The 22,080-nt window shown below is 35.4% G+C and carries 23 protein-coding genes; 16 read left to right on the plus strand and 7 right to left on the minus strand.

Features of this window, described 5'->3' with window-relative positions; genetic code table 11:
- Positions 1 to 75 precede the first annotated feature (75 nt).
- The 7 genes from CQA38_RS02185 to CQA38_RS02215 all read left to right on the plus strand — a co-directional run bounded on the left by CQA38_RS02185 (position 76) and on the right by CQA38_RS02215 (position 5,669).
- Complete coding sequence (locus CQA38_RS02185) at positions 76 to 996, plus strand: aldo/keto reductase (protein WP_212741807.1); 921 nt, start codon at positions 76 to 78, stop codon at positions 994 to 996.
- 82 nt (positions 997 to 1,078) lie between these two features.
- On the plus strand, positions 1,079 to 1,555 hold the full coding sequence (locus CQA38_RS02190; protein WP_137632366.1) for a MerR family transcriptional regulator: 477 nt from the start codon (positions 1,079 to 1,081) through the stop codon (positions 1,553 to 1,555).
- Positions 1,556 to 1,569: 14 nt separating this feature from the next.
- On the plus strand, positions 1,570 to 2,019 hold the full coding sequence (locus CQA38_RS02195; protein ID WP_137632367.1) for a MerR family transcriptional regulator: 450 nt from the start codon (positions 1,570 to 1,572) through the stop codon (positions 2,017 to 2,019).
- The gene (locus tag CQA38_RS02200; protein ID WP_137632368.1) at positions 2,020 to 2,919 is read left to right on the plus strand and encodes an AraC family transcriptional regulator; all 900 of its coding nucleotides are present in this window, start codon (positions 2,020 to 2,022) and stop codon (positions 2,917 to 2,919) included.
- 148 nt (positions 2,920 to 3,067) lie between these two features.
- Positions 3,068 to 3,931, plus strand: coding sequence for an ATP-binding protein (locus CQA38_RS02205; protein WP_137632369.1), 864 nt, complete (start codon positions 3,068 to 3,070; stop codon positions 3,929 to 3,931).
- 217 nt (positions 3,932 to 4,148) lie between these two features.
- Complete coding sequence (gene argC / locus CQA38_RS02210; RefSeq protein ID WP_137632370.1) at positions 4,149 to 5,186, plus strand: N-acetyl-gamma-glutamyl-phosphate reductase; 1,038 nt, start codon at positions 4,149 to 4,151, stop codon at positions 5,184 to 5,186.
- A 9-nt stretch (positions 5,187 to 5,195) separates the two neighbouring features.
- Positions 5,196 to 5,669 carry an N-acetyltransferase gene (locus tag CQA38_RS02215; protein ID WP_137632371.1) on the plus strand — a complete coding sequence of 158 codons (474 nt, stop codon included), beginning with the start codon at positions 5,196 to 5,198 and terminating at the stop codon, positions 5,667 to 5,669.
- 72 nt (positions 5,670 to 5,741) lie between these two features.
- On the opposite strand, the gene fliI is transcribed toward CQA38_RS02215, so the two are convergent.
- Together fliI and folE are read right to left on the minus strand one after the other, a co-directional pair.
- Positions 5,742 to 7,118 (minus strand): flagellar protein export ATPase FliI, encoded by a 1,377-nt coding sequence (gene fliI / locus CQA38_RS02220; RefSeq protein WP_137632372.1) that lies wholly within the window; start codon positions 7,116 to 7,118, stop codon positions 5,742 to 5,744.
- Positions 7,118 to 7,690 carry a GTP cyclohydrolase I FolE gene (folE, locus tag CQA38_RS02225; protein WP_137632373.1) on the minus strand — a complete coding sequence of 191 codons (573 nt, stop codon included), beginning with the start codon at positions 7,688 to 7,690 and terminating at the stop codon, positions 7,118 to 7,120. Before folE ends, fliI begins: the two co-directional genes overlap by 1 nt.
- 121 nt (positions 7,691 to 7,811) lie before the next feature.
- Between folE and tig the strand changes: the two genes are divergently transcribed.
- From tig to CQA38_RS02255, 6 genes are all read left to right on the plus strand, one after another.
- Positions 7,812 to 9,167, plus strand: a complete 1,356-nt coding sequence (gene tig, locus CQA38_RS02230; RefSeq protein ID WP_137632374.1) for a trigger factor — start codon at positions 7,812 to 7,814, stop codon at positions 9,165 to 9,167.
- Positions 9,167 to 9,751 carry an ATP-dependent Clp endopeptidase proteolytic subunit ClpP gene (gene clpP, locus CQA38_RS02235; RefSeq protein WP_142931045.1) on the plus strand — a complete coding sequence of 195 codons (585 nt, stop codon included), beginning with the start codon at positions 9,167 to 9,169 and terminating at the stop codon, positions 9,749 to 9,751. The genes tig and clpP overlap by 1 nt, the downstream gene beginning before the upstream one ends.
- 11 nt (positions 9,752 to 9,762) lie before the next feature.
- Positions 9,763 to 10,788, plus strand: a complete 1,026-nt coding sequence (locus tag CQA38_RS02240; RefSeq protein WP_137632376.1) for a diguanylate cyclase — start codon at positions 9,763 to 9,765, stop codon at positions 10,786 to 10,788.
- A 3-nt stretch (positions 10,789 to 10,791) separates the two neighbouring features.
- Positions 10,792 to 11,346 (plus strand): peptide deformylase, encoded by a 555-nt coding sequence (def, locus tag CQA38_RS02245; protein WP_137632377.1) that lies wholly within the window; start codon positions 10,792 to 10,794, stop codon positions 11,344 to 11,346.
- Positions 11,318 to 12,823, plus strand: a complete 1,506-nt coding sequence (locus CQA38_RS02250; RefSeq protein ID WP_137632378.1) for a YifB family Mg chelatase-like AAA ATPase — start codon at positions 11,318 to 11,320, stop codon at positions 12,821 to 12,823. The genes def and CQA38_RS02250 overlap by 29 nt, the downstream gene beginning before the upstream one ends.
- Before the next feature lie 138 nt (positions 12,824 to 12,961).
- Positions 12,962 to 14,125, plus strand: coding sequence for a pyridoxal phosphate-dependent aminotransferase (locus CQA38_RS02255; protein ID WP_137632379.1), 1,164 nt, complete (start codon positions 12,962 to 12,964; stop codon positions 14,123 to 14,125).
- Between the two features lie 38 nt (positions 14,126 to 14,163).
- Here the strand turns inward: CQA38_RS02255 and CQA38_RS02260 are convergent, their stop codons facing one another.
- A complete protein-coding gene (locus tag CQA38_RS02260) occupies positions 14,164 to 14,964 on the minus strand; it encodes a hypothetical protein (protein ID WP_137632380.1) in 801 nt (266 codons plus the stop codon).
- 197 nt (positions 14,965 to 15,161) lie between these two features.
- On the opposite strand from CQA38_RS02260, the gene CQA38_RS02265 reads away from it, so the two are divergent.
- From CQA38_RS02265 to CQA38_RS02275, 3 genes are all read left to right on the plus strand, one after another.
- On the plus strand, positions 15,162 to 15,758 hold the full coding sequence (locus tag CQA38_RS02265; RefSeq protein ID WP_137632381.1) for an outer membrane beta-barrel protein: 597 nt from the start codon (positions 15,162 to 15,164) through the stop codon (positions 15,756 to 15,758).
- 244 nt (positions 15,759 to 16,002) lie between these two features.
- On the plus strand, positions 16,003 to 16,893 hold the full coding sequence (gene msrP / locus CQA38_RS02270) for a protein-methionine-sulfoxide reductase catalytic subunit MsrP (protein WP_137632382.1): 891 nt from the start codon (positions 16,003 to 16,005) through the stop codon (positions 16,891 to 16,893).
- A 53-nt stretch (positions 16,894 to 16,946) separates the two neighbouring features.
- Positions 16,947 to 17,513, plus strand: coding sequence for a sulfite oxidase heme-binding subunit YedZ (locus CQA38_RS02275; RefSeq protein WP_137632624.1), 567 nt, complete (start codon positions 16,947 to 16,949; stop codon positions 17,511 to 17,513).
- A gap of 10 nt (positions 17,514 to 17,523) precedes the next feature.
- Here the strand turns inward: CQA38_RS02275 and CQA38_RS02280 are convergent, their stop codons facing one another.
- The 4 genes from CQA38_RS02280 to CQA38_RS02295 all read right to left on the minus strand — a co-directional run bounded on the left by CQA38_RS02280 (position 17,524) and on the right by CQA38_RS02295 (position 22,063).
- Positions 17,524 to 17,844 carry a DUF779 domain-containing protein gene (locus CQA38_RS02280; protein ID WP_137632383.1) on the minus strand — a complete coding sequence of 107 codons (321 nt, stop codon included), beginning with the start codon at positions 17,842 to 17,844 and terminating at the stop codon, positions 17,524 to 17,526.
- A gap of 50 nt (positions 17,845 to 17,894) precedes the next feature.
- Positions 17,895 to 19,403 carry an aldehyde dehydrogenase family protein gene (locus CQA38_RS02285; RefSeq protein ID WP_137632384.1) on the minus strand — a complete coding sequence of 503 codons (1,509 nt, stop codon included), beginning with the start codon at positions 19,401 to 19,403 and terminating at the stop codon, positions 17,895 to 17,897.
- Positions 19,404 to 19,606: 203 nt separating this feature from the next.
- Positions 19,607 to 20,368, minus strand: a complete 762-nt coding sequence (locus CQA38_RS02290; RefSeq protein ID WP_137632385.1) for a pseudouridine synthase — start codon at positions 20,366 to 20,368, stop codon at positions 19,607 to 19,609.
- A gap of 3 nt (positions 20,369 to 20,371) precedes the next feature.
- Positions 20,372 to 22,063 carry a DUF262 domain-containing protein gene (locus CQA38_RS02295; protein WP_137632386.1) on the minus strand — a complete coding sequence of 564 codons (1,692 nt, stop codon included), beginning with the start codon at positions 22,061 to 22,063 and terminating at the stop codon, positions 20,372 to 20,374.
- Positions 22,064 to 22,080 lie beyond the last annotated feature (17 nt).

Here is a 22,080-nt window from a genome sequence, read left to right on the forward strand (position 1 = left end):
CATTTAGCAAAAAATGTAAAAATTATAAGGCTAAAAAAATTTTGCAATAATATTTAAAATCAAAAAGGAGTAAAAATGCAAAACAATCGTAGGGCATTTTTAAAAACTAGCCTTAAGGCTGGGGCAGTTTTGGGTTTTGGTGGGCTTTTAAGCGAGCTTGCGGCTCAAAGCTTAGATACAACTTCATCACAAGGAGCAAACATGATCATTTTAAACAATGGCGTGAAAATGCCGCTTTTGGGGCTTGGCACTTATGGGCTTAATGCGGCTGAGTGCGTCAATATCACAAGAGAAGCAGCCAAGCTAGGATATCGCTTGTTTGATACAGCGCAAATGTATGGCAATGAAAATGAGCTTGCCCAAGGCTTGCGTGAAAGTGGGGTGAGCAGAAATGAGCTTTTTATCACGACTAAGCTTTCAAGTGGTATGGATTATGAAAGCACTAAAAGGCATATAGAGCAGACTTTAAAGGATATGAAGCTTGAATACCTTGATCTGCTTTTGCTGCACCGCAATTTTAGCCAAAGAAGTGCTATGTATAAGGCTATGGAGGAGTTTTATGAAGAAGGACGGATCAAGGCTCTTGGGATTTCAAATTTTAGAGAGCAAGCCTATCTTGATTTTATCAAAACTTGCAAGATAGCCCCAGCTGTCAATCAAATGGAAACTCATGTATTTTTACAACACAAAAGCTATCAAGAACTTATGCAAAAAAATGGCAATTGTAAGCTTGAATCTTGGAGTCCTTTTGTATCTGGAAGAAATGGCATTTTTAACAATGAAGTGCTAAAGCAAATCGCTGTAAAACACAACAAAAGCATAGCTCAAGTGGTTTTAAGATGGTTGGTGCAAAGAGAAGTTATAGTCATTCCAAAGACTTCTAAAATAGAACGTCTTAAAGAAAATATAAATATATTTGACTTTAAACTTGATAGCACAGATTTAGCCCAAATTGCTAAGCTTGATACAGGCAAAAGCTCGGTAAGTTGGTGGTAAGCTCAGCTAAAAAAATGATCTTAAAATGTATTTATTTATCAAATTCTTTGTATAATTTACATTATTTTTTTAAGGAGAACTCATGGCTTATACCATAGCCCAAGTGGCAAAGCAAACCGGTATCACGCCCTATACGCTTCGTTTTTGGGTTACAAAGGGGCTTTTTCCTTTTGTAGAACGCGATCATAATGGGGTGAAGTATTTTTCCAAAAAAGATATAGAATGGGTGCTGTGGATAGAGTGTTTGCGTTCTATGGATATGAGTTTAGAGGATATTAAAGCTTATATTTATCTTACTACTAAAGGCGTAGCTTCTGCAAGTGCAAGAAAGAATTTGCTGACAAAGCAAAGAGCTAAGGTTGTTTCTCAGCTAGCAAAGCTTCAAAAAGGCTTGCAAAGGCTAGAAAAAAAGATCGTTGTGTATGAAAATATGGAGCTAACAGGCGAGGATTTGCTCGATCCAAATAACAAGCATTATCAAAGTGTAAGGGATTTTTACACTAGTGAAACTCAAGAAAAACTTGAGCTTAAAGAGCCCAAACAAAAAGCACACGCTTAATAAGGAGAAAAACTATGGCTTATACTATCATAGAGGTTGAAAGACAAACAGGCGTGCCCTCAACTACGCTTAAATTTTGGATCAAAAAGGGGCTTTTTCCAAATTTAGAACGTGATAAAAACAATGTGCGTTATTTTAGCAAAAGCGATGTTGAGTGGGTGAAGTGGATAGAGTATTTTCGCTTTACTAAGATGCCAATTGAACGCATTAAGCATTATATAGAGCTTTATTATAAGGGCGATAGCACCTTTGAAGAGCGTAAGCAAATGATTAAGGATCAAAAGGATTTTATCATCAAAGATATGGCTCAAACTAAGTTTATACTTGAAAAAATCGATGAAAAGCTTAAAATTTATGAAGAAACAAGTGGGAATTTATTTTGTGAGAAAAAAGTTGGCAACAAGATCAAAAAACTTCCTCCTTTTGAGCTTGGTAACAAGGCAAAAAAGCTAAAGATAAAATAAATGTTTTACCTACCAAAAGAGCTTAAAAGCATTCAAGATAAAAAGCAAAGCACTGAACTTAAAAGCGTTTCAAGCTGCGTCTTTGCGCGTTATAAACAAAGTGATAGCTCGCACAAGCTTTTTACTTGTATGCAAGAAAATGTGCTGATTTTTGTTAAAGAGGGCGAGAAAAAAGTGCATTTTCAAGATGAATTTGATGAAAAAGAGCTGATTTTAAAGGAAAATCAGGCTTTGCTTTTACCAGCTGGGGCGTATTTGCTCAGCAATATAGCTAAGCAAAATTATGAAGCCTATCTTTTCTTTTTTAACAACACCCTTTTAGCAAAGCTTGGCTTTAAGCACAAGGACTTATTTTTTACTCAAATGCAAAGGGTGGCTTCGGCGCATTTAACACAAAATACACCTTTAAAAGATGAGAACTTAAGCCAGATAATATCGGCTTTTGCGCCTTATTTTGAGCCAAACTCAGCCCATCTTGATCCTTTGATAGAGCTTAAATTTGAAGAGCTGTTTTTACATCTTGCTTTAAGCAAAAACTCCTTATTTTTAAGCTTTTTAAAAACTATCTTTACCACAAGTCGCTTAAGGCTTGATCAGCTTTTTGCGTATTGTGAGAGTGAGTTTTTAAGCGTAGCTGATATGGCTGAGTTTGCAGGGCTTGATAATGCTAGTTTTTCGCGTGAGTTTAAGCAGTATTTTAAAATTTCTCCTAAAAAATGGCTTGATGAAAAAAGACTTTTAAAGGCTAAATTTTTACTTCAATATGCTGATAAAAATGTAAATGAAATCTGCACTGATTGTGGTTTTAGCTCGCCAGCTTGGTTTATAGCCCGCTTTAAAGAGCAATTCAATCAAACCCCAAAGCAGTATCAAAAGACTTTGCAAAAAACTTCTTTTTAAAGAGCTGATGCTTTATAAAATCTTTCATAAATCAAACATTTTCTAGTAAAATCAAAAAACTTATATTTTTTTCCAAAAAACTTACACAAAAGATTTTTCACTTTTCATATACTTTGCCTTGTAATTTTTAATTTTTAAAGGAGAAAAAATGAAAACAAAGCTTTTCATCAGTGCCATTTTGGCTGTAAGTTTAGCTAATGAGGTGTTCGCAAGCGAGCTTAAACATGTGGATTTAGAAGGTTTTGCAAGTCCAGAAAGTGTATTTGTAGATAATGATTTTATCTATGTAAGCAACATAGGCACAAAGGCTGATCCTTTGGGAAAAGATGGTGATGGTTTTATCAGCAAACTTGATAAAAATGCCAAAGTTATAGATAAAAGTTTTGCTTCAAAGCTCAATGCTCCAAAAGGTATGGCAAGGCTTGATAATAGGCTTTTTGTGGTGGATATTGACACGCTTTATGCCTTTGATGTAAGAAACAAAAAAGAGCTTTTAAAGCTAAATATCAATGGAGCTGTCTTTTTAAATGATATAGCCGTTTTAGATGCAAATACCTTGCTAGTAAGCGACACAGGCACAGGGATAATCCATAGAATCAACCTTAGAAACAATACTATAAGCGAGTTTTATAAGCTTGATTTAAGTCAGTTTGGCGGAGCAAATGGACTAGCAATAGATACAAAAAATAATGCCCTTATCATAGCAGGCTACCACCCAGACGGCGTTAGCGGAGGCAAGGTTATAAGATTAAATTTAACAAATAAAAACATTGAAACCTTGATAGATACAAAAGGGGCATATGATGGCGTGGCTGTGCTTGAAAATGGCGATATTTTGGTAAGTTCATGGGGAGAGAATTTACAAGGCGTGATTTATAAGATAAGCAAAGGCAAGGTAAGCACCCTAGAGCTTCCTTATATGCAAGGACCAGCAGACTTTTTTGTAGATAAAAACACGCTTTATATCCCAAAAATGCTTGAAAATAAAGTGCTTAAGGTTGAGCTTAAGTAGGCTTTTTTAAATTTATCCCCTTGAAAAAAGGGGAAGAAATAGGTGGTTTTTCATCTTTATCGCTAAAGAATTTGATCTTGAAATCAGCGACTTGCTCCCTAAAAAATCCTAAATTTGCCTTAAAATGCCTAAATTTCTGAAATTTTGCTTGATTTTATGATTTTAAAACAAAAATTTGATTATAATCACAAATTTAAAGTAAAACTCTAGGATCATTATGGATAAAATCAAAATCGCCATCTTTGGCTCAAATGGCTACACAGGATACGAGCTTGTGCGTTTATTGCTAAGGCACCCAAAAGCAGAACTTTGCTATCTTGGCTCAAGAGCGTATAAAGATGAGCCTTATTTTAAAGTCTATCCTAACACCTTTAAAAAACTTCATTTGCTCTGCAAAGATGAGGATATCAACGAAGTGGCAAAAGAAGTTGATCTTATCTTTACAGCTACGCCTCAAGGCTTTTGTGCTGGAATGATGAATGAAAGCTTACTGCAACACTGCAAAATTATAGATTTAAGTGCTGATTTTCGCCTTAAAAATGCAAACATATATGAAAAATGGTATAAGCTTGAACACAAGGCAAAAAGCTTTTTAAGCGAGGCTGTGTATGGGCTTAGCGAGCTCAAACGAGAAGAGATTAAAAAAGCACGTCTCATCGCTAATCCGGGCTGTTATACCACGACTTCTATACTCGCACTTTATCCGCTTGTAAAGCATAAGCTTATTGACTTAAACTCTATCATAATAGACGCAAAAAGTGGAGCAAGTGGGGCTGGCAGGGGAGCAAAAGAAGAAAATCTTTTTTGTGAGATTAATGAAAATTTTAAAGCTTATGGCATAGCCACGCACCGCCACACACCAGAGATAGAACAAGAACTAAGTCTTGCAGCAAATGAAAATATCACACTTCAATTCACCCCGCACCTTGTGCCTATGCAAAGGGGGATTTTAGCAAGTATTTATACCAAATTTAAAGGCAAGGCAGATGAGCTAAGAAGTGTGTATGAAAATACTTATAAAGATGAGAATTTTATACGAATTTTACCTGTTGGCATTTTACCTCAAACGCGTTTTGTTAAGGGGACGAATTTTTTAGATATCAATTTTGTTTTTGATGAAAGAACACAAAACCTCATCATCATCGCAGCCCTTGATAATCTTTTAAAAGGAGCAGCCGGACAAGCTGTGCAAAATATGAACTTAGCTTTTGGTTTTGATGAGAGTTTGGGACTTGAAAATTTGGGGCTTTTATAAAGGAAAAAAATGAATATTAGAGCAATGAATGAAAAAGATTATGAAGCTGTTTTTAAACTTTGGTGTGAAATAAAAGGCTTTGGGATACGAAGCGTTGATGATAGTAAAGAAAATATCACAGCTTTTTTAAGGAGAAATGAGGGCTTAAGCGTAGTAGCTGAGCTAGCAGATGAAAAAAATGGCTATGCAAAAGGAAGCATAGTAGGAAGCATACTTTGCGGACATGATGGACGCACAGGAGGCTTTTATCATGTATGCGTGCATCAGGGCTTTAGAAAACTTGGCATAGCACATAAAATGACAGAGTTTTGCTTAGCTGCTTTAAAAAAAGAAAAGATTAACAAAATCGCTCTCATCGCCTTTAAAAATAACGACTTAGGCAATGAATTTTGGAAAAATTACGGCTTTACTCTAAGAGAGGACGCAAATTATTATGATCTTTCTTTAAACGAGCATAATTCTACGCATTTTGTTAAAAAATAAGCTTTTGCTTTAGTTTTTATGCCTAACTCAAATTTAAAGAAAAAAGCCCATTTTTGCACTTTGCATTGTATTTTACTGCGGTAAATTTGGGATTTGTAGGGAATTTGTGCTTTGTTGATTGTTTGGATTTGGAGCTTGCGTTTGGGTGTTGATGAGTTTTAAAATTTCAATTATATTATTAAACTCAAAACTTTCTTCTGGAGTTTGAGTAAGAAAATTTTGCATAAAATCTTTTTTAGCTATAGCCTCATCAAGCTCCTTATCGCTTCCTCTTTGATACGCACCTATGCGTAAAAGCACTTCATTTTCTTTTAAAAGCGAGTTTAAACGTTTAAATTTACGCGCGGCGAGCTTGTGTTCTGGCGTGATGATATCATTCATCACACGAGAGGCTGAGTTTTGGATATTTATAGGTGGATATATACCAAAATCAGTGAGTTCTCTACTTAAAACTATGTGTCCATCAAGTATAGAGCGGCTTTGATCAGCTATAGGATCGCTCATATCATCTCCATCAACAAGCACGGTAAAAAAGGCTGTGATCGTGCCTTTACCCTCTTCTTTTCCTGTGCGTTCCATGAGCTGGGGTAAAAGACTTAAAACACTTGGCGGATAGCCCTTGGTAGTAGGTGGCTCACCAAGAGCCAAGCCTATCTCTCTTTGAGCCATAGCAAAACGCGTTACACTATCCATGATAAAAAGCACATCTTTGCCCTGTTCTTTAAAATACTCAGCCACGCTCATAGCACAAAAAGCACCATATTTGCGCATCAAAGCACTATCATCACTTGTGGCGACGATGATAACTGTATCATCAAGCTTTCCGCCTAAGTTTTTTTCTATAAACTCTGGAATTTCACGCCCTCTTTCGCCTATGAGAGCAACAACTTTTATAGGAGCTTTTGAATTTTTTACTATCATACCCATAAGAGTTGATTTACCCACGCCAGAGCCTGCAAAAATGCCAAGTTTTTGTCCTACTCCACAAGTTAAAAGCCCATCAATAGTCTTTACACCTACTGGAAAAACTTCATTGATAAGTCCTCTTTTCATCGCATCAATAGGCGCACGCATGATGGGCATAAGCTTATCTACCTCAATAGCACCTTTACCATCTTTTGGATTCATAAAAGGATCAACCACGCGTCCTAAAAGGGCATTGCTTACGCCTATATGCATACCAGCATCGCTAAGATAAGCCCTATCGCCTATCTTAAAGCCTTCTATGAAAGAAAAAGGACTAAGATAAGAAAACTCAGCCTTTACTTCAACCACCATAGCTAAAGTTTGCAAGTCTTTGTTTTCATTTGAAATTAAACGCACTATATCGCCAACCCCTGTTTTTAGCCCCTTAATTTCTATGCTTGTAGCTGAAATTTTGGTAATTTCTCCAAAAAGGGATTTTAAATCCTCACTGCCTAGCTTTGCTCTTAACTTTGAAAGACTCATCAAAAACGAACCTGTTTTGAGGAATTAATGAGCGAGAAAAACTCTCTTCTGGTATTGTCATTTTTTAAAAAACAGCCTCTTAGTGCTGAAGTGCTTGTGGTTGAATTTGCCTTTTGCACGCCCCTCATCTCAACACACAAATGCCTTGCTTCTATAACTACGCCAACGCCTTTTGCACCGACATTTTCCATTAAAGCTTCTGCAATTTGCTCGGTAAGTTGCTCTTGAATTTGAAGCCTACGCGCAAAAACCTCAACAAGGCGAGGAATTTTACTTAAGCCAACCACTTTTTTATCAGGGATATAAGCAACATGCACGCGCCCAAAAAAAGGCAAAAGATGATGCTCGCAAAGGCTGTAAAACTCTATATCACGCACCAAAACCATTTCATTGTTTGAGCTGGCAAATAAAGCATCATTTAAGATTTGTTTTGGATCTTGTTTATAACCTTGAGTGAGAAATTCAAAACTTTTTGCTACTCTGGCTGGAGTTTTTAAGAGCCCTTCTCTTTGGGGATTTTCGCCTATTAAATTTAAGATATTTGTAACTGATTTTTCAAATTCTTCTTGCATAATGCTTTTTCCTTGAAATTTAATTTTAGGATTTTATCATAAATAACTTTAATTTTTATCTAACTAAAAGGCAAAATTTGATATAGTGGCGAGTAAAATTTATTTTTTAAGGAAAAATGAAATGGAAGTAAAAGCGACGCAGCTTGATAAAGTCAATGCAAATATAAGCGTAAAAATTGACGCAAAAAGCTTAGAAGATGAAGTGCAAAAGCTTGCTCAAAAAACAGCAAAAACCATAAAAATGGACGGATTTAGACCCGGAAAAGTGCCTGCAAGTGCGGTATTAAAACGATATGGCGAGCAGTTAAAAGCCGATGCACAACAAGAGCTTTTAAAACAAGCGATGAATACCGGTTTAAAAGAGCTTAAAAAAGAAAGCAAAGATATAGTCGGCGAGCCGTATTTTGAAAAATTTGACAACAAAGAAGGTGCGGTAGAAGCTGAGCTGATGATCTCCTTTAAACCAGAAATCAAGCTTGATGGATATGAAGAACTAATCCCAAAACAAAGCACTCCAAAAATCACTAAAAAAGAAATAGAAAGCAAAAAAGAAGAAATACTCAAAAACTTCGCCACTCACGAAGCGATTAAAGAAAAAAGAGGTTTAAAAGAAGGGGATTTTGCGAAATTTGACTTTGAAGGCTTTGTTGATGATAAGGCTTTTGAGGGTGGTAAGGCTGAAAATTTCACTCTTGAGATAGGCTCAAAGCAGTTTATCCCGGGCTTTGAAGAAGCTATGGTGGGTATGAAATCTGGCGAAGAAAAAGATATAAAAGTAACTTTTCCAAAAGATTATGGTGCTTCCAATTTAGCTGGAAAAGAAGCGGTATTTAAGATCAAACTTCATGAAATTTTAAAAGCTGTGCCAGCTAAGATCGATGAAGAGCTTTTGAAAAAACTTTTACCAAATGAAAAAGAATTAAGCGAAGAAAAGCTTGATGAAAAGCTCAAAAAGCAGCTTGAGCAAGAAAAGCTTTATACTCTCATTAACGAGGAGTTAAAACCGGCTCTAGCTGAAGCTTTAGTGAAAAAATATACTTTTGATTTGCCAAAGGGCGTTGTCGAACAAGAAATTGACTTACAACTTAGAAATTCACTCTCAAGCCTCAGTCAAGATGAGATTAAAGCCTTGCAAGAAGATAAAGATAAGCTAAAGGCTAAAAGAGAGGAATTTAAAGATGAGGCTCAAAAAAGTGTCAAACTTACCTTCATCATCAATGAACTTGCCTTGCTTAGAAAGATAGGTGTAAGCGATCAAGAAGTTATGCAAGCTGTGTATTTTGAAGCTTATAGAAGTGGGATTGATCCAAGAGCGCTTTTGCAAAACTATCAGCAACAAGGTATTTTACCAGCCGTAAAAATGGCTTTAGTTGAAGAAAAACTTTTCAACGATATCTTTATGCCAAAAGATGAAAAGAAAGAGCCTAAAAAAGAGAAAAAAGAAAGCAAAAAAGACAAAAGCGAGGGAGAAAAATAATGTATATCCCTTATGTCATCGAGCGCACAAGTAGAGGGGAGCGAAGTTATGATATATACTCCCGTCTTTTAAAAGATCGCATTGTAATGCTAAGTGGCGAGATCAATGATGATGTGGCAGCTTCTGTGGTGGCTCAATTTTTATTTTTAGAGGCTGAGGATCCAGACAAGGACATTTACCTTTATATCAACTCACCCGGTGGGGTTATCACAAGTGGCTTTAGCATTTATGATACGATGAATTATATCAAACCAAGCGTTTGCACTATCTGTATAGGACAAGCTGCTTCTATGGGAGCATTTTTGCTTAGTTGTGGCGAAAAAGGCAAACGTTTTGCTCTGCCAAATTCACGCATTATGATTCATCAGCCCTTAGGTGGAGCTAGAGGACAGGCAACTGATATAGAAATTCAAGCTAAAGAAATTTTAAGACTTAAAAGCATTTTAAATGAAATCTTAGCTGCAAACACAAATCAAAAGCTTACCAAAATCGCAAAAGATACCGAAAGAGACTTTTTCATGAGCGCAAATGAAGCTAAGGAATATGGGCTAATCGACAAGGTTTTGCAAAAAAGCTTTAAATAAAGGACTAGGTTATGGAAGATGATTTTTTAGCTGGTTTTGGTGCAAATTTTGGCTCAAGCTCAGAAAGAGAAACTCAAAAAATTCAAAAAATCAGCGGTGGCGAATTTGATAAATTCTCAAAATCAGTTCTTGAAGCTCTTGTGAAAGATAATGTGCCGCCTATACCAACGAATTATCGAATTTATTTTGAAAAAATGCTTGATTCTCAAACGATGACTTTTAAAAAAAGAATTACCGAGATGATGGAGCTTGACGGCAAGCAAGAAGGTAAGCAAGTCGTGATCGAAAAAAAGGTTAAGAAAAGCTTTTCTGCCTTAAATATCTTGCTTCAAGATATGGCGATGATTTACAAAAACACCGAAGTAATTAAGGAGCTAATCGCAAAAAGAATGTCAGAACTTTCCATAAATTCAGGCAACCTCGCTCTTAATGCTACCTTAGGTGCGATGCAAATAGATATTGATCGATACCTAGCCTTGCTTTCTCGATATACTTATGATATCAAAGAGAAATTCGAAGAGGTAAGCCACACTTATAAAAGCATAGAAGAGCAGAGTGATTTTGATCCTATCTTTGAAATTTATAACAAAAAATTCCTCCTTCACACCCTTGAACTTTGCAAAGAAGGCTATGAAAAGTATAATTATCAAAATACCATAGTTTTGTTTAGGATAAAAGATTCAGTTTTAAGCAAACTTGCAGACACAAAAGACAAAAATATCTTACTTAAAAATATCGCTAAAATTATCAGCAAAAACATAGGCAAAGGCGATATACTCGCACATTATCAAGACGGTATTTTCGTGCTTTTATTACAACACTGCAATATCCAAAACGCTCAAAAAATCATAGAAGGACTAATCGATCGTATCTACAACACAAACTTTTTCATCTCTTCAGTTGAAGTGGATATGAATTTAGAAGTCGTGATGAGCTTAATCAAAGATGATTTAAGCATTGATAAACTGCTTGACAAGATGATTAAGATGCTAAATACTACCGGCAAAGATAGCCAAAATTTCGCTGTTTTGGACTAGGATATGCAAAGAAAGATCATCACTTATCCAAGCAAGAGATTATATCTTAACTCCGAGCCTATACGCAGCTTTAATGAGGACTTGCATACTTTGCTTGATGATATGTATGAAACTATGATATCAGGACAAGGGGTTGGCTTAGCTGCCATTCAAGTTAATGTGCCGGTGCGTGTTTTTTTAGCTAATATACCCGATGAAAATGAGGAGCAAAAAAAAGAAAATTTACTTGAGATTATCAATCCAGAGCTTGAGTTTATAAATGATGAAAAGATACTTTTTACGGAGGGTTGTTTAAGCATACCGGGCTTTTATGAAGAGGTTGAGCGTTATAAAAACGTGGCTTTGCATTATCAAGATCGCTTTGGCAAAAAGTATAGTCTTGAGGCAAGTGATTTTTTAGCTGTGGTGTTTCAGCATGAATTTGATCATCTTAATGGGCATTTATTTATAGAAAAATTATCATATTCTCAAAGGCAGAAATTTCAAAAAGAGTTTAAAGAAGCTCAAAAACTTGCCAAAAAAGTCAAAAATGAAAAAGCTCAAATGTCTAAGCCTTAGTGATGAAATTGATATTATAGAGGTAGAAAGCACTTTTACAAGGGGCTTACCCGGTTTTTCTATAGTAGGGCTAGCTAATACTGCGATCAAAGAAAGCACCGAGCGGATTAAGGCTTGTTTGATGAGTAAAAACTTTGCCTTTCCAGCCCAAAAAATCACCATAAATCTTAGCCCAAGTGGTATCCCTAAACAAGGCTCACACTTTGACTTAGCCATTGCCATCTTAATACTTTTGCAAAAACAAGACTTCAAAGAATGCTTCGTCTTTGGTGAACTTGGACTTGATGGCAGCGTAAAAAGCACAAATGAGCTTTTTTCTTTGCTCTTATTTTTAAGCACCAAACTTGAAAAAGCTGAGGTTTTAGTGCCTTTTAGCCTAGCTGCAAAGGCTTCAATGATACCAAATTTAAAGGTATATGCAGTAAATAATCTTGATGAAGCCTTAGAATTTTTTACAAGCGAGCAAAGAGAAAAATTCCTCTACTCAAGTACCCACCCACTCTTTGCAAATCCTATATTTATCAAAGAAAAAGCCTATATCCAAAACACAGATTTTGCCTTTGATTTTAAGGATATTAAAGGACAAGAAAATGCTAAATTTGCTTGCCTTATCGCCGCTTTAGGCATGCATAATATACTTTTTGAAGGAAGTCCTGGAAGTGGAAAAAGCATGTGTGCAAAAAGACTGGTTTATATCATGCCACCTCAAAGTCTAAATGAAATCCTAGCTGCTAATGCTTATGAGAGCTTAAACTCAAAAGAATGCGAGTTTTCAAGCCAAAGAGCCTTTAGAAATCCTCATCACACAAGCACAAGAGCAAGCATTTTTGGAGGCGGCACAAGAGGAGCTAAGATAGGAGAAGTCGCACTTGCAAATGGGGGAGTGCTCTTTTTTGACGAATTTCCGCATTTTAGTAAAAATGTCATAGAAAGCCTAAGAGAGCCTTTAGAGGATAATCAAATCCTCATCTCAAGGGTAAATTCAAAGGTAAGATATGAAACTAAGTTTATCTTTGTAGCCGCGCAAAATCCTTGTCCTTATGGGAATTTATTTTCTCACAAACTTAATTGTAAATGTAGCGAACTTGAGATCAAACGCTACAAAAACCGCATTTCAGCAGCGATTTTAGATAGAATTGATTTATATGTAGCTATGGATGAAGTAAGAAGCGAGGATAAAAGCTCTTTTAGCTCAAAAGAGCTAAGTGATAGAGTTTTGCAAGGCTTTATCTTTCAAAAACAAAGAGGACAAACTGAGTTTAATGCCAAGCTTAAAGATGAGGATTTAAAACATTTTTGCGTGCTTTCAAAAGAAGCTTCAAACACTCTTGAACTTGCCATAGCTCGTTTTAAACTTTCTCAAAGAGCCATTAATAAAAGCTTAAAGGTAGCTCGAACTTGTGCTGATTTAAAACAAAGTGAAATTATAGAAAAAGAGCATTTACTTGAAGCTTTAAGCTTTAGAATCAAAGCGTAAAAACACATTTTACCAATATAAATTTTTCAATTTGCCAAAACAAAAGAACAAAAGCAATGAATTTGTAAATTTCAAGCCCCTTTTTGTGATATTTTCGATACAATATTTTCAAATTTATCAACAAAAAAGGAAAAAAGTATGCAAGCTTTAAGCCTAAGAACGGCTGATTTTACAGAATCAATCATACGAAAAATGACACGCATTTGTCTTCAGTACAACGCCATCAATCTTTCTCAAGGTTTTCCAGACTTTGATCCACCTATAGAGCTTCAAGAAGCTTTAGCCAAGGTAGCTACCAAAGGACCTCATCAATACGCCATCACAAGTGGAGCGACGAATTTCAAGCAAGCTTTAGCTAGAAAAGCTTCTCATTTTATGGGGCTTGAAATCAATGCTGAAGAAAATGTGCTTGTTACTTGTGGCAGCACTGAAGCGATGATGGCAACTATGCTTGCTTTGGTAAATCCGGGTGAAAAAGTGATCGTGTTTTCGCCTTTTTATGAAAACTATGGAGCTGATGCTATTTTAAGCGGAGCTGAGCCTATTTTTGTGCCTTTAAATCCGCCTGAATTTAACTTTGATAAAGACGCGCTTGAGCAAGCCTTTAAGCAAAAACCAAAGGCAATCATACTTTGCAATCCAAGCAACCCTTGCGGTAAAGTCTTTAGCCTTGAAGAGCTTGAATTTATAGCTGATTTGGCGATTAAATATGATGTGTATGTCATCACTGATGAGGTGTATGAGCATATCATTTTTGCTCCTTTTAAGCACCATTATATGGCTGCACTGCCAAAGATGTTTGAACGCACTATATCATGCTCTAGTCTTTCAAAGACTTATTCTATCACTGGTTGGCGACTTGGGTATTTAATCGCTTCAAAAGAGATTATCCAAAGAGCACATAAGGTGCATGATTTCTTAACCGTTGGAGCAGCTGCACCCTTACAAGAAGCAGCGATTGTAGGATTAAATTTCAATCAAAGCTATTACACAGACTTGCAAAACAAATACACACTGATGAAAGATACTTTTTTAAACGGCTTAAAAGCCTTAGATATAAAACATAGCACGCCTCAAGGGGCGTATTTTGTGCTGGTTGATATCAGCGAATTTGGCTATGAAAGCGATACTGAATTTTGTCAAAAGTTGATCGAAAAGGTTGGCGTTGCGGCGGTGCCGGGTTCAAGCTTTTTTAAAGATGGCACAAATACTTACATACGATTTCATTTTGCCAAAAAACTTGAAACCTTACACGAAGCCTTAAACCGCCTAGAAAAGATGAAAACTCTTATGCGAAAATAAATCCTAGCTCATCATAAAAAGTGATGAGCTAGAAAAGCTCACTGCATATTTGCTTCTAAGCCTTTTTCAGGGGCTTTTATCTCTTTAAATTTAAGCCAAGCGATGATTTCTAAAACCACAGCTACGATAGCGACTAAATACCCTAGCCAAAATAACGCATTTTGTGGAATTTGAAGCAAAGACGCCACAACCAAAGCGATAAAAGCATATATGAAAAAAGGCTCGTTTGTGACATTTGCAAGCATTTTGTAGTAAAAAAACTTTAACACCAAGCCCGCGATGATGAAAAGCACGCCGAGTATAAACATAAACATAACTCCACCAGCGATGGTTCCAAAAGCCAAAGCAAAAAATAAAGCTGTATAAGTATAAGCTACGCCCAAAGCTCCAAAGAAAAGTAAAACAGCCGAAGCGATATAAAAAATAAGGAGTTTTTTATCTTGAGTAAGCTTGCATACTGAAAGTATAGCTAAGATCATAAACACAATGCCAGCGATTGAGAAGAGCCAACCCACAAAAGGTATTACAGAAAAGATCCCACACACTATACCTAAAATCGCACGAAATTTCACTGCATTAATATCATCAGAGCTGATAAAACTGCCATTAATCGCTTTCATATCAAAGTTAGCAAAATCCAAATTCACACCAGCTAAAAGAGCAGATTGTGTGATAAAAATAGCCTTTGCCTCGTCATTTTCGATCTCAAAATCCACAACAGCACCGACAAGCTGTTCCTCGCTCTTGCCATTAAGATTTTTCACTTCCTCAAGTTTGAAACTATATCGCTTGCCATCATCGCCCCTGATAGCACCAGCTCCTAAAATTTTACCTTGCATTGCTTTTTGCTCCTTTGTATTGAAATGCTTTTTCAAAAATTCATATTATATAACAAAATTTGATATTTTCAAACAAACTTAATCTTTTTTTAAAAAAATTCTCATTTTTTTGTAAGTTTTGGAGCTATTTAAGTTTATATTAAGGGGGGGGGGGGGTAGAATATCCATTCTTATTTTATCTTAATGAAAGGTTTAACATGAAAAAAGTTTTAACAAGCTTTGCTCTCGTTTCAGCTCTAGCTTCTTCAGCAGCTTTAGCAGAACAATCAGGTGCTTTTGTCGGTATTGACGGAGGTTATGCTTCACTTACTGTGAAAAATCCCAATAACGAGGGTAATGAAAAAATGAGCGGCTTTAACGGCTTTCGTTATGGTTTAGTTGGTGGTTATAAATACTTCCTTGATGACAATTTAGGTTTTAGAGGTTATGCGAGATTTACTCACGGAACTAAGAACACAAAAGGAAGCAATAACCCACAACTTCAAAGATATGATCTAGGTGTCAATGCTGATGTGCTTTATAACTTCTTACAAAGTGGCGATCTTGAGTATGGTGCTTTTGGTGGTTTAAGCCTTGATTATGCAAATAACAAGATGATCCAAAAAAATAGTGAAGATGGTGATGGAAAAGTAAGTGGTTTTGATCTTGGTATCAATCTTGGTTTAAGAATGAACTATACTCAAACTCATGGTTTTGAGCTTTGGAGTAGATTTGGTGTAGTTGGTCCTAAAAAAGATGATGTAAAAGTTACTCAACCTTACTCTGTAGGACTTCGCTATACTTTCAATTTCTAAAACAAGCTTTTTATAAACTTGTTTGAAAACTTTCAAAGTGTGATATACAAAACTTAACTTTCTAAAATCTCCTAAAACTACCCTAGCTTAATTGATCTAGGGTAGTTTATGCTGATAGTAGCTTTTAATCAAAAGCGGGCTAAAAATTTAAATAAAAGAGAAAAAATCATAACAGATAATTTTTATTTATTAGCTTTTTTATGCTTAAATTTGTTCTTTCAAAAATACAAATTTAAGGAAAAATATGCAAATCACGCCTGAAAAATTATTTCAAAAAAGAAGGGAATTTATCAAGCTTGGAGTCGGCTCTTTAGTAAGTTCAAGTCTTTTAGCAAGCACTTTAAGCGCGCTTGATTTTAAAGAGGATTTAAACAAGGAGCTAGAATTAAGCCCAGAAGAGCTTGCTACAAATCATGTGAATTTTTATGAGTTTTCAGTCAATAAAGCAAAAGCGGTGCGTTTAGCTGAAAATTTTCACACCAAAGACTGGAAAATAGAAGTAAGCGGAGCGGTAAATAAGCCTCAAACCTTGACTATGGAGGATATACTAGCCTTTAAGCTTGAAGAGAGGATTTATCGCTTTCGTTGTGTGGAGGCTTGGAGTATGGTGGTGCCTTGGGTTGGTTTTGAACTAAGAGCTTTAATAGAAAAGCTTGAACCAACGAGTGAGGCTAAATTTATCAAATTTACCACGCTTTTTGATAAAGAAAGATTTGCTGATCAAGCAGCCTTTTTTCCAACCCTTGATTATCCTTATGTAGAAGGACTTAGAATGGATGAGGCTATGCATCCACTGACTTTAATGGCTGTTGGTATGTATAAAAAGCCTTTAAAAGCACAAAATGGAGCCCCACTTCGCCTTGTTGTGCCTTGGAAATATGGCTTTAAAAGCATTAAATCCATAGTCAAAATCGAGTTTTTAAAAGAGCAACCAAAAACGACTTGGGAGCTAGCAAATCCTAGAGAATATGGCTTTTATGCTAATGTCAATCCAAAAGTCGATCATCCAAGATGGTCTCAAGCAAGCGAACGCCCTTTGGGTAAGTTTTTTAATCAAGATACCTTGCTTTTTAATGGCTATGAAAAAGAAGTTGGGCATTTGTATGCAGGTATGGATTTAAGGAAGTATTTTTGAGTGCTATCAATACCAATGAGTCACAAAGCACCCATAAAACAAGTCCTAAGTCTATTTTAAGTGTAAAAAATTTAAGACTTCTTGCTTATGCAAGTTTTGCAATAAGTGTTATTTATACAGCAGTGCAGGCTATTTTTAATGTTATGTATAGCTTTGATCTTATCTCAGAGCTTTATTTTTATACTGGAATTTTTGCCTTAAGCTTTACCTTTATAAGTGCTTTTTTCTCACTTTTTCAGTTTAAAAAGACTAAAATTTATCCGCGTTTGTTTGGAATTTATGCTGGTTTTTGGGCTTTGGCTCATTTTGGAGTATATTTTGTTTTTTCAAAAAATTTAAGCCTTATAAAGCTTTATAATGACATTTCAAAAAGAATTTTTGAAGCAAGTGGCTTTGTAGCTTTTGTGCTTATGTTTTTTATGCTTTTAAGTTCTTTTGAATGGGGTAAAAGACTTGAAAAGATAAGAAAGCTTGGTTATCTTTGTCTTTTTGTGGCAAGTTATCATTATTTTTTATCGGCTAAAATCCCTGAATTTTGGCATTATCTTGCACTTATTATGGCAGGGCTATTTTTTGTGTATCGCTATACAAAGGGCATTTTTAAAAAAAAGAGGCTTTAAGCTTGTGCTTTTAAATTTCACAAAGCTCACTATGTAGCAAAAAATGCTCATTTAACTCATAATCAAGTGAAAACTCACTTCCCCTGCCCCTAGTGGCGTCAAGTTCTAAATTTTTTCCTTCTAAATAAGCTTTATAGTGTTTTATATGCACAAAGATGCCTATATTTTCAATTTCTCCTAGTTTATAATCATTTTCGCCTAATTTAAAATCATCATACACCATCAAAGCCGAGCCATCACAACAGCCTCCTGAAACATAGATTATAAAATTTGGATATAAGGCTTTGAGTTTTTCGATTAAATCAAGGGCATTTTTGCTTGCTTTAAGCATTAGTTTTCCTTTATGAGTTTAGAGTGATTAAAAAATCACTCTTATTTTGCTTAGAAAAAGCCAAGTTTTTTAGGACTATAGCTTACTAGTAAATTCTTAGTTTGTTGATAATGTTCTAACATCATCTTATGTGTTTCTCTGCCTATACCGCTTTGCTTATAGCCTCCAAAGGCAGCATGGGCTGGATAAGCATGATAGCAATTGGTCCAAACCCTGCCAGCTTCTATACCTCGCCCAACCCTATAAGCTCTATTAATATCCCTAGTCCAAACTCCTGCTCCTAGTCCATAAAGGGTATCATTAGCGATTTCTAGGGCTTCTTTTTCATCTTTAAAGGTAGTTACACTTAAAACTGGTCCAAAAATTTCTTCTTGGAAAATTCTCATTTTATTATGCCCTTTAAAGATAGTAGGTTTGATATAAAAGCCATCTTTAAGCTCGCCTTCAAGTATGTTTTGTTCTCCACCTATCAAGCATTGTGCGCCTTCATCTTTGCCTATTTTGATATAATTTAAAATAGTATTGATTTGTTCTTGACTTACTTGAGCACCCATCATAGTGCTAGGATCAAGAGGATTGCCAGCCTTGATAGCTTTTACCCTTTCAAGCACCTTGGCTATAAATTTATCATATATGCTTTCTTGGATTAAAGCCCTACTTGGGCAAGTGCAAACCTCGCCTTGATTGAAAGCAAAAAGTACAAGTCCTTCTACAGCTTTATCTAAGAAATCATCATCTTCAGCCATAATATCCTCAAAGAAAATATTTGGGCTTTTTCCGCCAAGTTCTAGGGTAACTGGTATGATATTTTCAGTAGCAAACTGCATGATCTGTCTGCCTACAGCTGTTGAGCCTGTAAAGGCTACCTTTGCTATCTTTGGACTGGTTGCAAGGGCTTTACCTATCTTGCCTCCGCTTCCATTGACTATATTTAAAACACCTTTTGGAAGCAAATCTTTGATCAAATCAATAAGCACCAAAATACTAGCAGGAGTAGCACTAGCTGGCTTTAAAACTATACAATTACCTGCTGCTAAAGCTGGCGCTATCTTCCAAGCTGCCATTAAAAGTGGAAAATTCCAAGGTATGATTTGTCCAACCACACCCAAAGGCTCGTGAAAATGATACGCCACTGTGTTTTCATCTATCTCACTAATACCGCCTTCTTGAGCCCTAATGCAGCCTGCAAAATAGCGAAAATGATCTATGCTTAAAGGCACATCAGCATTTAAAGTCTCTCTTATAGGCTTGCCATTATCCCAAGTTTCAGCATAGGCTAAAAGCTCTAAATTTGCTTCTAAGCGATCGGCGATTTTAAGCAAAATGTCAGCCCTTGTAGCTGGAGGAGTTTTAGCCCAAGACTTTTTAGCTGCACTTGCTGCATCTAAGGCTGCATTAATATCAGCATCATTTGACAAAGGCACCTTAGTGATAGGCTTGCCAGAAATTGGGGTGATATTTTCACTATATTGCCCACTTTGAGGGGCTTGCCATTCTCCATTGATGAAATTTTCATACTGAGCTTTAAACACCTTAGTATGATCTAAATACGCACTCATTGTTGCTCCTTTTTATTTGAAATTATATGTAGTTTAATTATAATAGGACTTTTTTTATATTTTTTAAATAAGATAAAAATTATTTTATATTTTTATAAAGATGATTACTTTTTGTAACATTATACTTTGAGATGATGATTTTAACTGGGTATTTTTATTATTTTTTTATACAAGGAAGTATTTTTGTAGCATTTTAAAACTTTTTAATACCTTATCTGCTTACTTTTCAAAAAATCACGCAATTTATCATACTCGCCTTGAGTGAGATAGCGGTATTTGCCTTCTTTTAAAAGTCCAAGTTCTAGCGCACCAAAAGCTACTCTTTTAAGGTCCATCACCTCTAAGTCAAAATGTCCAAAAAAGCGACGTAATTCTCTGTTTTTGCCCTCATTAATGATAACTTTTAGCTTAGTATAGCCCCCACTTGAGCCAAAAATTTCCCAGCCTAAAAATGGGGCAAAGCTCATTGAAGTGATCTTAGTTTTTGCGTGAGCGCCTTTTTTTTCATTTTGCACTTCAAGTCCATTTTGCATAGCTTCTATGACTTTTGGGCTAATTTGTCCTTTGATTTTTAGATAATATTCTCTTTCTAAATCACTATGCATTAAAGCATCAGCTATCACAGGAGCATCGGTAAGTAAAAGTAAGCCCTCGCTAGCAAAATCAAGCCTGCCAACACTAAGCCAAGAAGCAAAACTTTTTGGCAGGCTTTGATAAATCACCCTTCTACCCCTATCATCTTTTTTACTCACTAGCTCGCCCTTTGGCTTATGATAGATGATGACAGAAAATTGCTTTTTCTTATAAACTCGCTTGCCCTTTATGCTTATCTTACTTTCTTCACCCACTTGATCGTTTAAAGTGGCGATTTTTGAGCCTATTTTTACAAGTTTAGCTTTGATAAGCTCATCAGCTTCTCTGCGTGAATAAGTTGTGTTGTGAGAGATGAATTGGTTAATTCTCATTGTTTATTTAAAACTCCAAGTTTCTAGCACAAATTTTTCTAAAGCTTCACATCTTTTATCAATAGCTTTTTTATCCCAAATATTTTTTGTAATAATAAAGGTTTCTATTTGTGCTTGCTGGATAAGTGAATTATTTTTAAAACTTTGAAGTTTATCAACAAATGGCTTGTTTCCAATAGATGCATTATGGGACTTTGAAATAAGCACAAGATTGCCTATAGAATGTAAATAAGAATCAATAAATTCTTCATCATATTTACAATATCCACTTGCCAATTTCTCTTTATCTTCTTTTTGTGGGGCAATATGCTCAATTTCTGGTTTCTCTATATCATTTAAACTAAACCTATACGCTTTTTTAGTAGTATCTTTTTGGCGTAAATAATTTTCATAACGCATAAATAAATACTGTAGCACTTTACTATCTACCCAATACCGAGTCGCGCGAGAAAGATCATCTAAAGCTTCATCACTCCAATACTTTTCCTTCTCGCTACAAACAGCTTTTAAGCTCTCAACTAAATTTTCAGGACTATGAAATTCTTTTAAAACCTTACTTAAACGAGAAGCAAGATTTGCTTTTGTGCCTACAAATTTATCCCTAAAAGCAATAATTTCTAAAGACTTAAATACCTGTTCCAGCTTGGTTGCATCAGTCCTAAAAAGCCTATATGCCTTGATAACAAAGGGATAAACCTCCGACACATCAAGCCATTCTAAATATTCTTTATATATACTACTTGAGTTTTCAAAACTCTTAAAATCAACAAAGGCATTTTTAAGCTCACACATATATCCATTGATCCATTTTATTTTTTGATCAGCCTCATCTATTTGTTTAAGCTCTTTTTTGTAATTAAGCGAATTATCATTTTCGCGGTAAGAAAAATCTGTGCGAGAAATATTAAACCAACTAAGTATAGAATCCTCACCTTTTTTTATGTCTTTAATTAAACGATAAATTTCCTCAAAAATCTTTGAAATTTCTTTTAACTTAGCTTCTGGATCATTTGAATAAGTATAAATTTGATAGGCAAGGTAAGATTTAAGTTTTTCCATATTAGTTAAATCTTTTCCACGGTTATTTTGCAATTCAAACATTAACACAGAATCTTTTTTATTACTAAAAGGAATGCTTAAAATTTCGGCACTTTGCATAACTTCAAAAATTTTGAGCATATCCTCTACTGTTAGCTTCTTAAGCTCTTTAACAAAAAAATCTTTTGCTTTTTTAATTCTCTCTTGGCTTGGAGTTTGTGGCTCATGTTTATTTGTTACACCTTTGATAATAAAATCATCAAAATAATCTCTATCATATTCTACCGCCTGAAGCTTTGCCTTATCACGATATATAAGATAATCCTCTTGTATACGATGCAAAAACTCATCTTTGGAAATGTCAGAATCTGGTATATTCATTTGTGCTAACACTTCAATGCAAGCCCTAATAAAAATTGCTATAGTGCTAAGGCGTTGCTGTCCATCAATAATATCATACCTAAAATCAGAATCCAACTCTTCTAACAATACATTACCAAAAAAATAAGAATTTTCACCTTTTTGTGCTTCTTTTAAATCCTCCAAAAAGGCTTGCCATTGAGACTGTTCCCAAGAATATGCCCTTTGATATACGGGAATAAAAAATTCTTTTTCTGCACTAAAGAATTTTTTAATACTTTCCTTACTTACATCCATTTTCCCTCCTTAAAAAT

It is taken from the genome of Campylobacter sp. MIT 12-5580 (genome assembly GCF_005406235.1).
Taxonomy (GTDB): domain Bacteria; phylum Campylobacterota; class Campylobacteria; order Campylobacterales; family Campylobacteraceae; genus Campylobacter_D.

Coding starts and splice junctions, on each gene's coding strand:
- CQA38_RS02255 (WP_137632379.1), top strand. CDS start 12,962: ATGCAAGCTTTAAGCCTAAGAACGGCTGATTTTACAGAATCAATCATA.
- fliI (WP_137632372.1), bottom strand. CDS start 7,118: ATGAGTCTTTCAAAGTTAAGAGCAAAGCTAGGCAGTGAGGATTTAAAA.
- CQA38_RS02290 (WP_137632385.1), bottom strand. CDS start 20,368: ATGAGAATTAACCAATTCATCTCTCACAACACAACTTATTCACGCAGA.
- CQA38_RS02195 (WP_137632367.1), top strand. CDS start 1,570: ATGGCTTATACTATCATAGAGGTTGAAAGACAAACAGGCGTGCCCTCA.
- msrP (WP_137632382.1), top strand. CDS start 16,003: ATGCAAATCACGCCTGAAAAATTATTTCAAAAAAGAAGGGAATTTATC.
- clpP (WP_142931045.1), top strand. CDS start 9,167: ATGTATATCCCTTATGTCATCGAGCGCACAAGTAGAGGGGAGCGAAGT.
- CQA38_RS02185 (WP_212741807.1), top strand. CDS start 76: ATGCAAAACAATCGTAGGGCATTTTTAAAAACTAGCCTTAAGGCTGGG.
- CQA38_RS02265 (WP_137632381.1), top strand. CDS start 15,162: ATGAAAAAAGTTTTAACAAGCTTTGCTCTCGTTTCAGCTCTAGCTTCT.
- CQA38_RS02190 (WP_137632366.1), top strand. CDS start 1,079: ATGGCTTATACCATAGCCCAAGTGGCAAAGCAAACCGGTATCACGCCC.
- argC (WP_137632370.1), top strand. CDS start 4,149: ATGGATAAAATCAAAATCGCCATCTTTGGCTCAAATGGCTACACAGGA.
- tig (WP_137632374.1), top strand. CDS start 7,812: ATGGAAGTAAAAGCGACGCAGCTTGATAAAGTCAATGCAAATATAAGC.
- CQA38_RS02205 (WP_137632369.1), top strand. CDS start 3,068: ATGAAAACAAAGCTTTTCATCAGTGCCATTTTGGCTGTAAGTTTAGCT.
- CQA38_RS02280 (WP_137632383.1), bottom strand. CDS start 17,844: ATGCTTAAAGCAAGCAAAAATGCCCTTGATTTAATCGAAAAACTCAAA.
- def (WP_137632377.1), top strand. CDS start 10,792: ATGCAAAGAAAGATCATCACTTATCCAAGCAAGAGATTATATCTTAAC.
- CQA38_RS02260 (WP_137632380.1), bottom strand. CDS start 14,964: ATGCAAGGTAAAATTTTAGGAGCTGGTGCTATCAGGGGCGATGATGGC.
- CQA38_RS02200 (WP_137632368.1), top strand. CDS start 2,020: ATGTTTTACCTACCAAAAGAGCTTAAAAGCATTCAAGATAAAAAGCAA.
- CQA38_RS02240 (WP_137632376.1), top strand. CDS start 9,763: ATGGAAGATGATTTTTTAGCTGGTTTTGGTGCAAATTTTGGCTCAAGC.
- CQA38_RS02295 (WP_137632386.1), bottom strand. CDS start 22,063: ATGGATGTAAGTAAGGAAAGTATTAAAAAATTCTTTAGTGCAGAAAAA.
- CQA38_RS02250 (WP_137632378.1), top strand. CDS start 11,318: ATGAAAAAGCTCAAATGTCTAAGCCTTAGTGATGAAATTGATATTATA.
- folE (WP_137632373.1), bottom strand. CDS start 7,690: ATGCAAGAAGAATTTGAAAAATCAGTTACAAATATCTTAAATTTAATA.
- CQA38_RS02215 (WP_137632371.1), top strand. CDS start 5,196: ATGAATATTAGAGCAATGAATGAAAAAGATTATGAAGCTGTTTTTAAA.
- CQA38_RS02285 (WP_137632384.1), bottom strand. CDS start 19,403: ATGAGTGCGTATTTAGATCATACTAAGGTGTTTAAAGCTCAGTATGAA.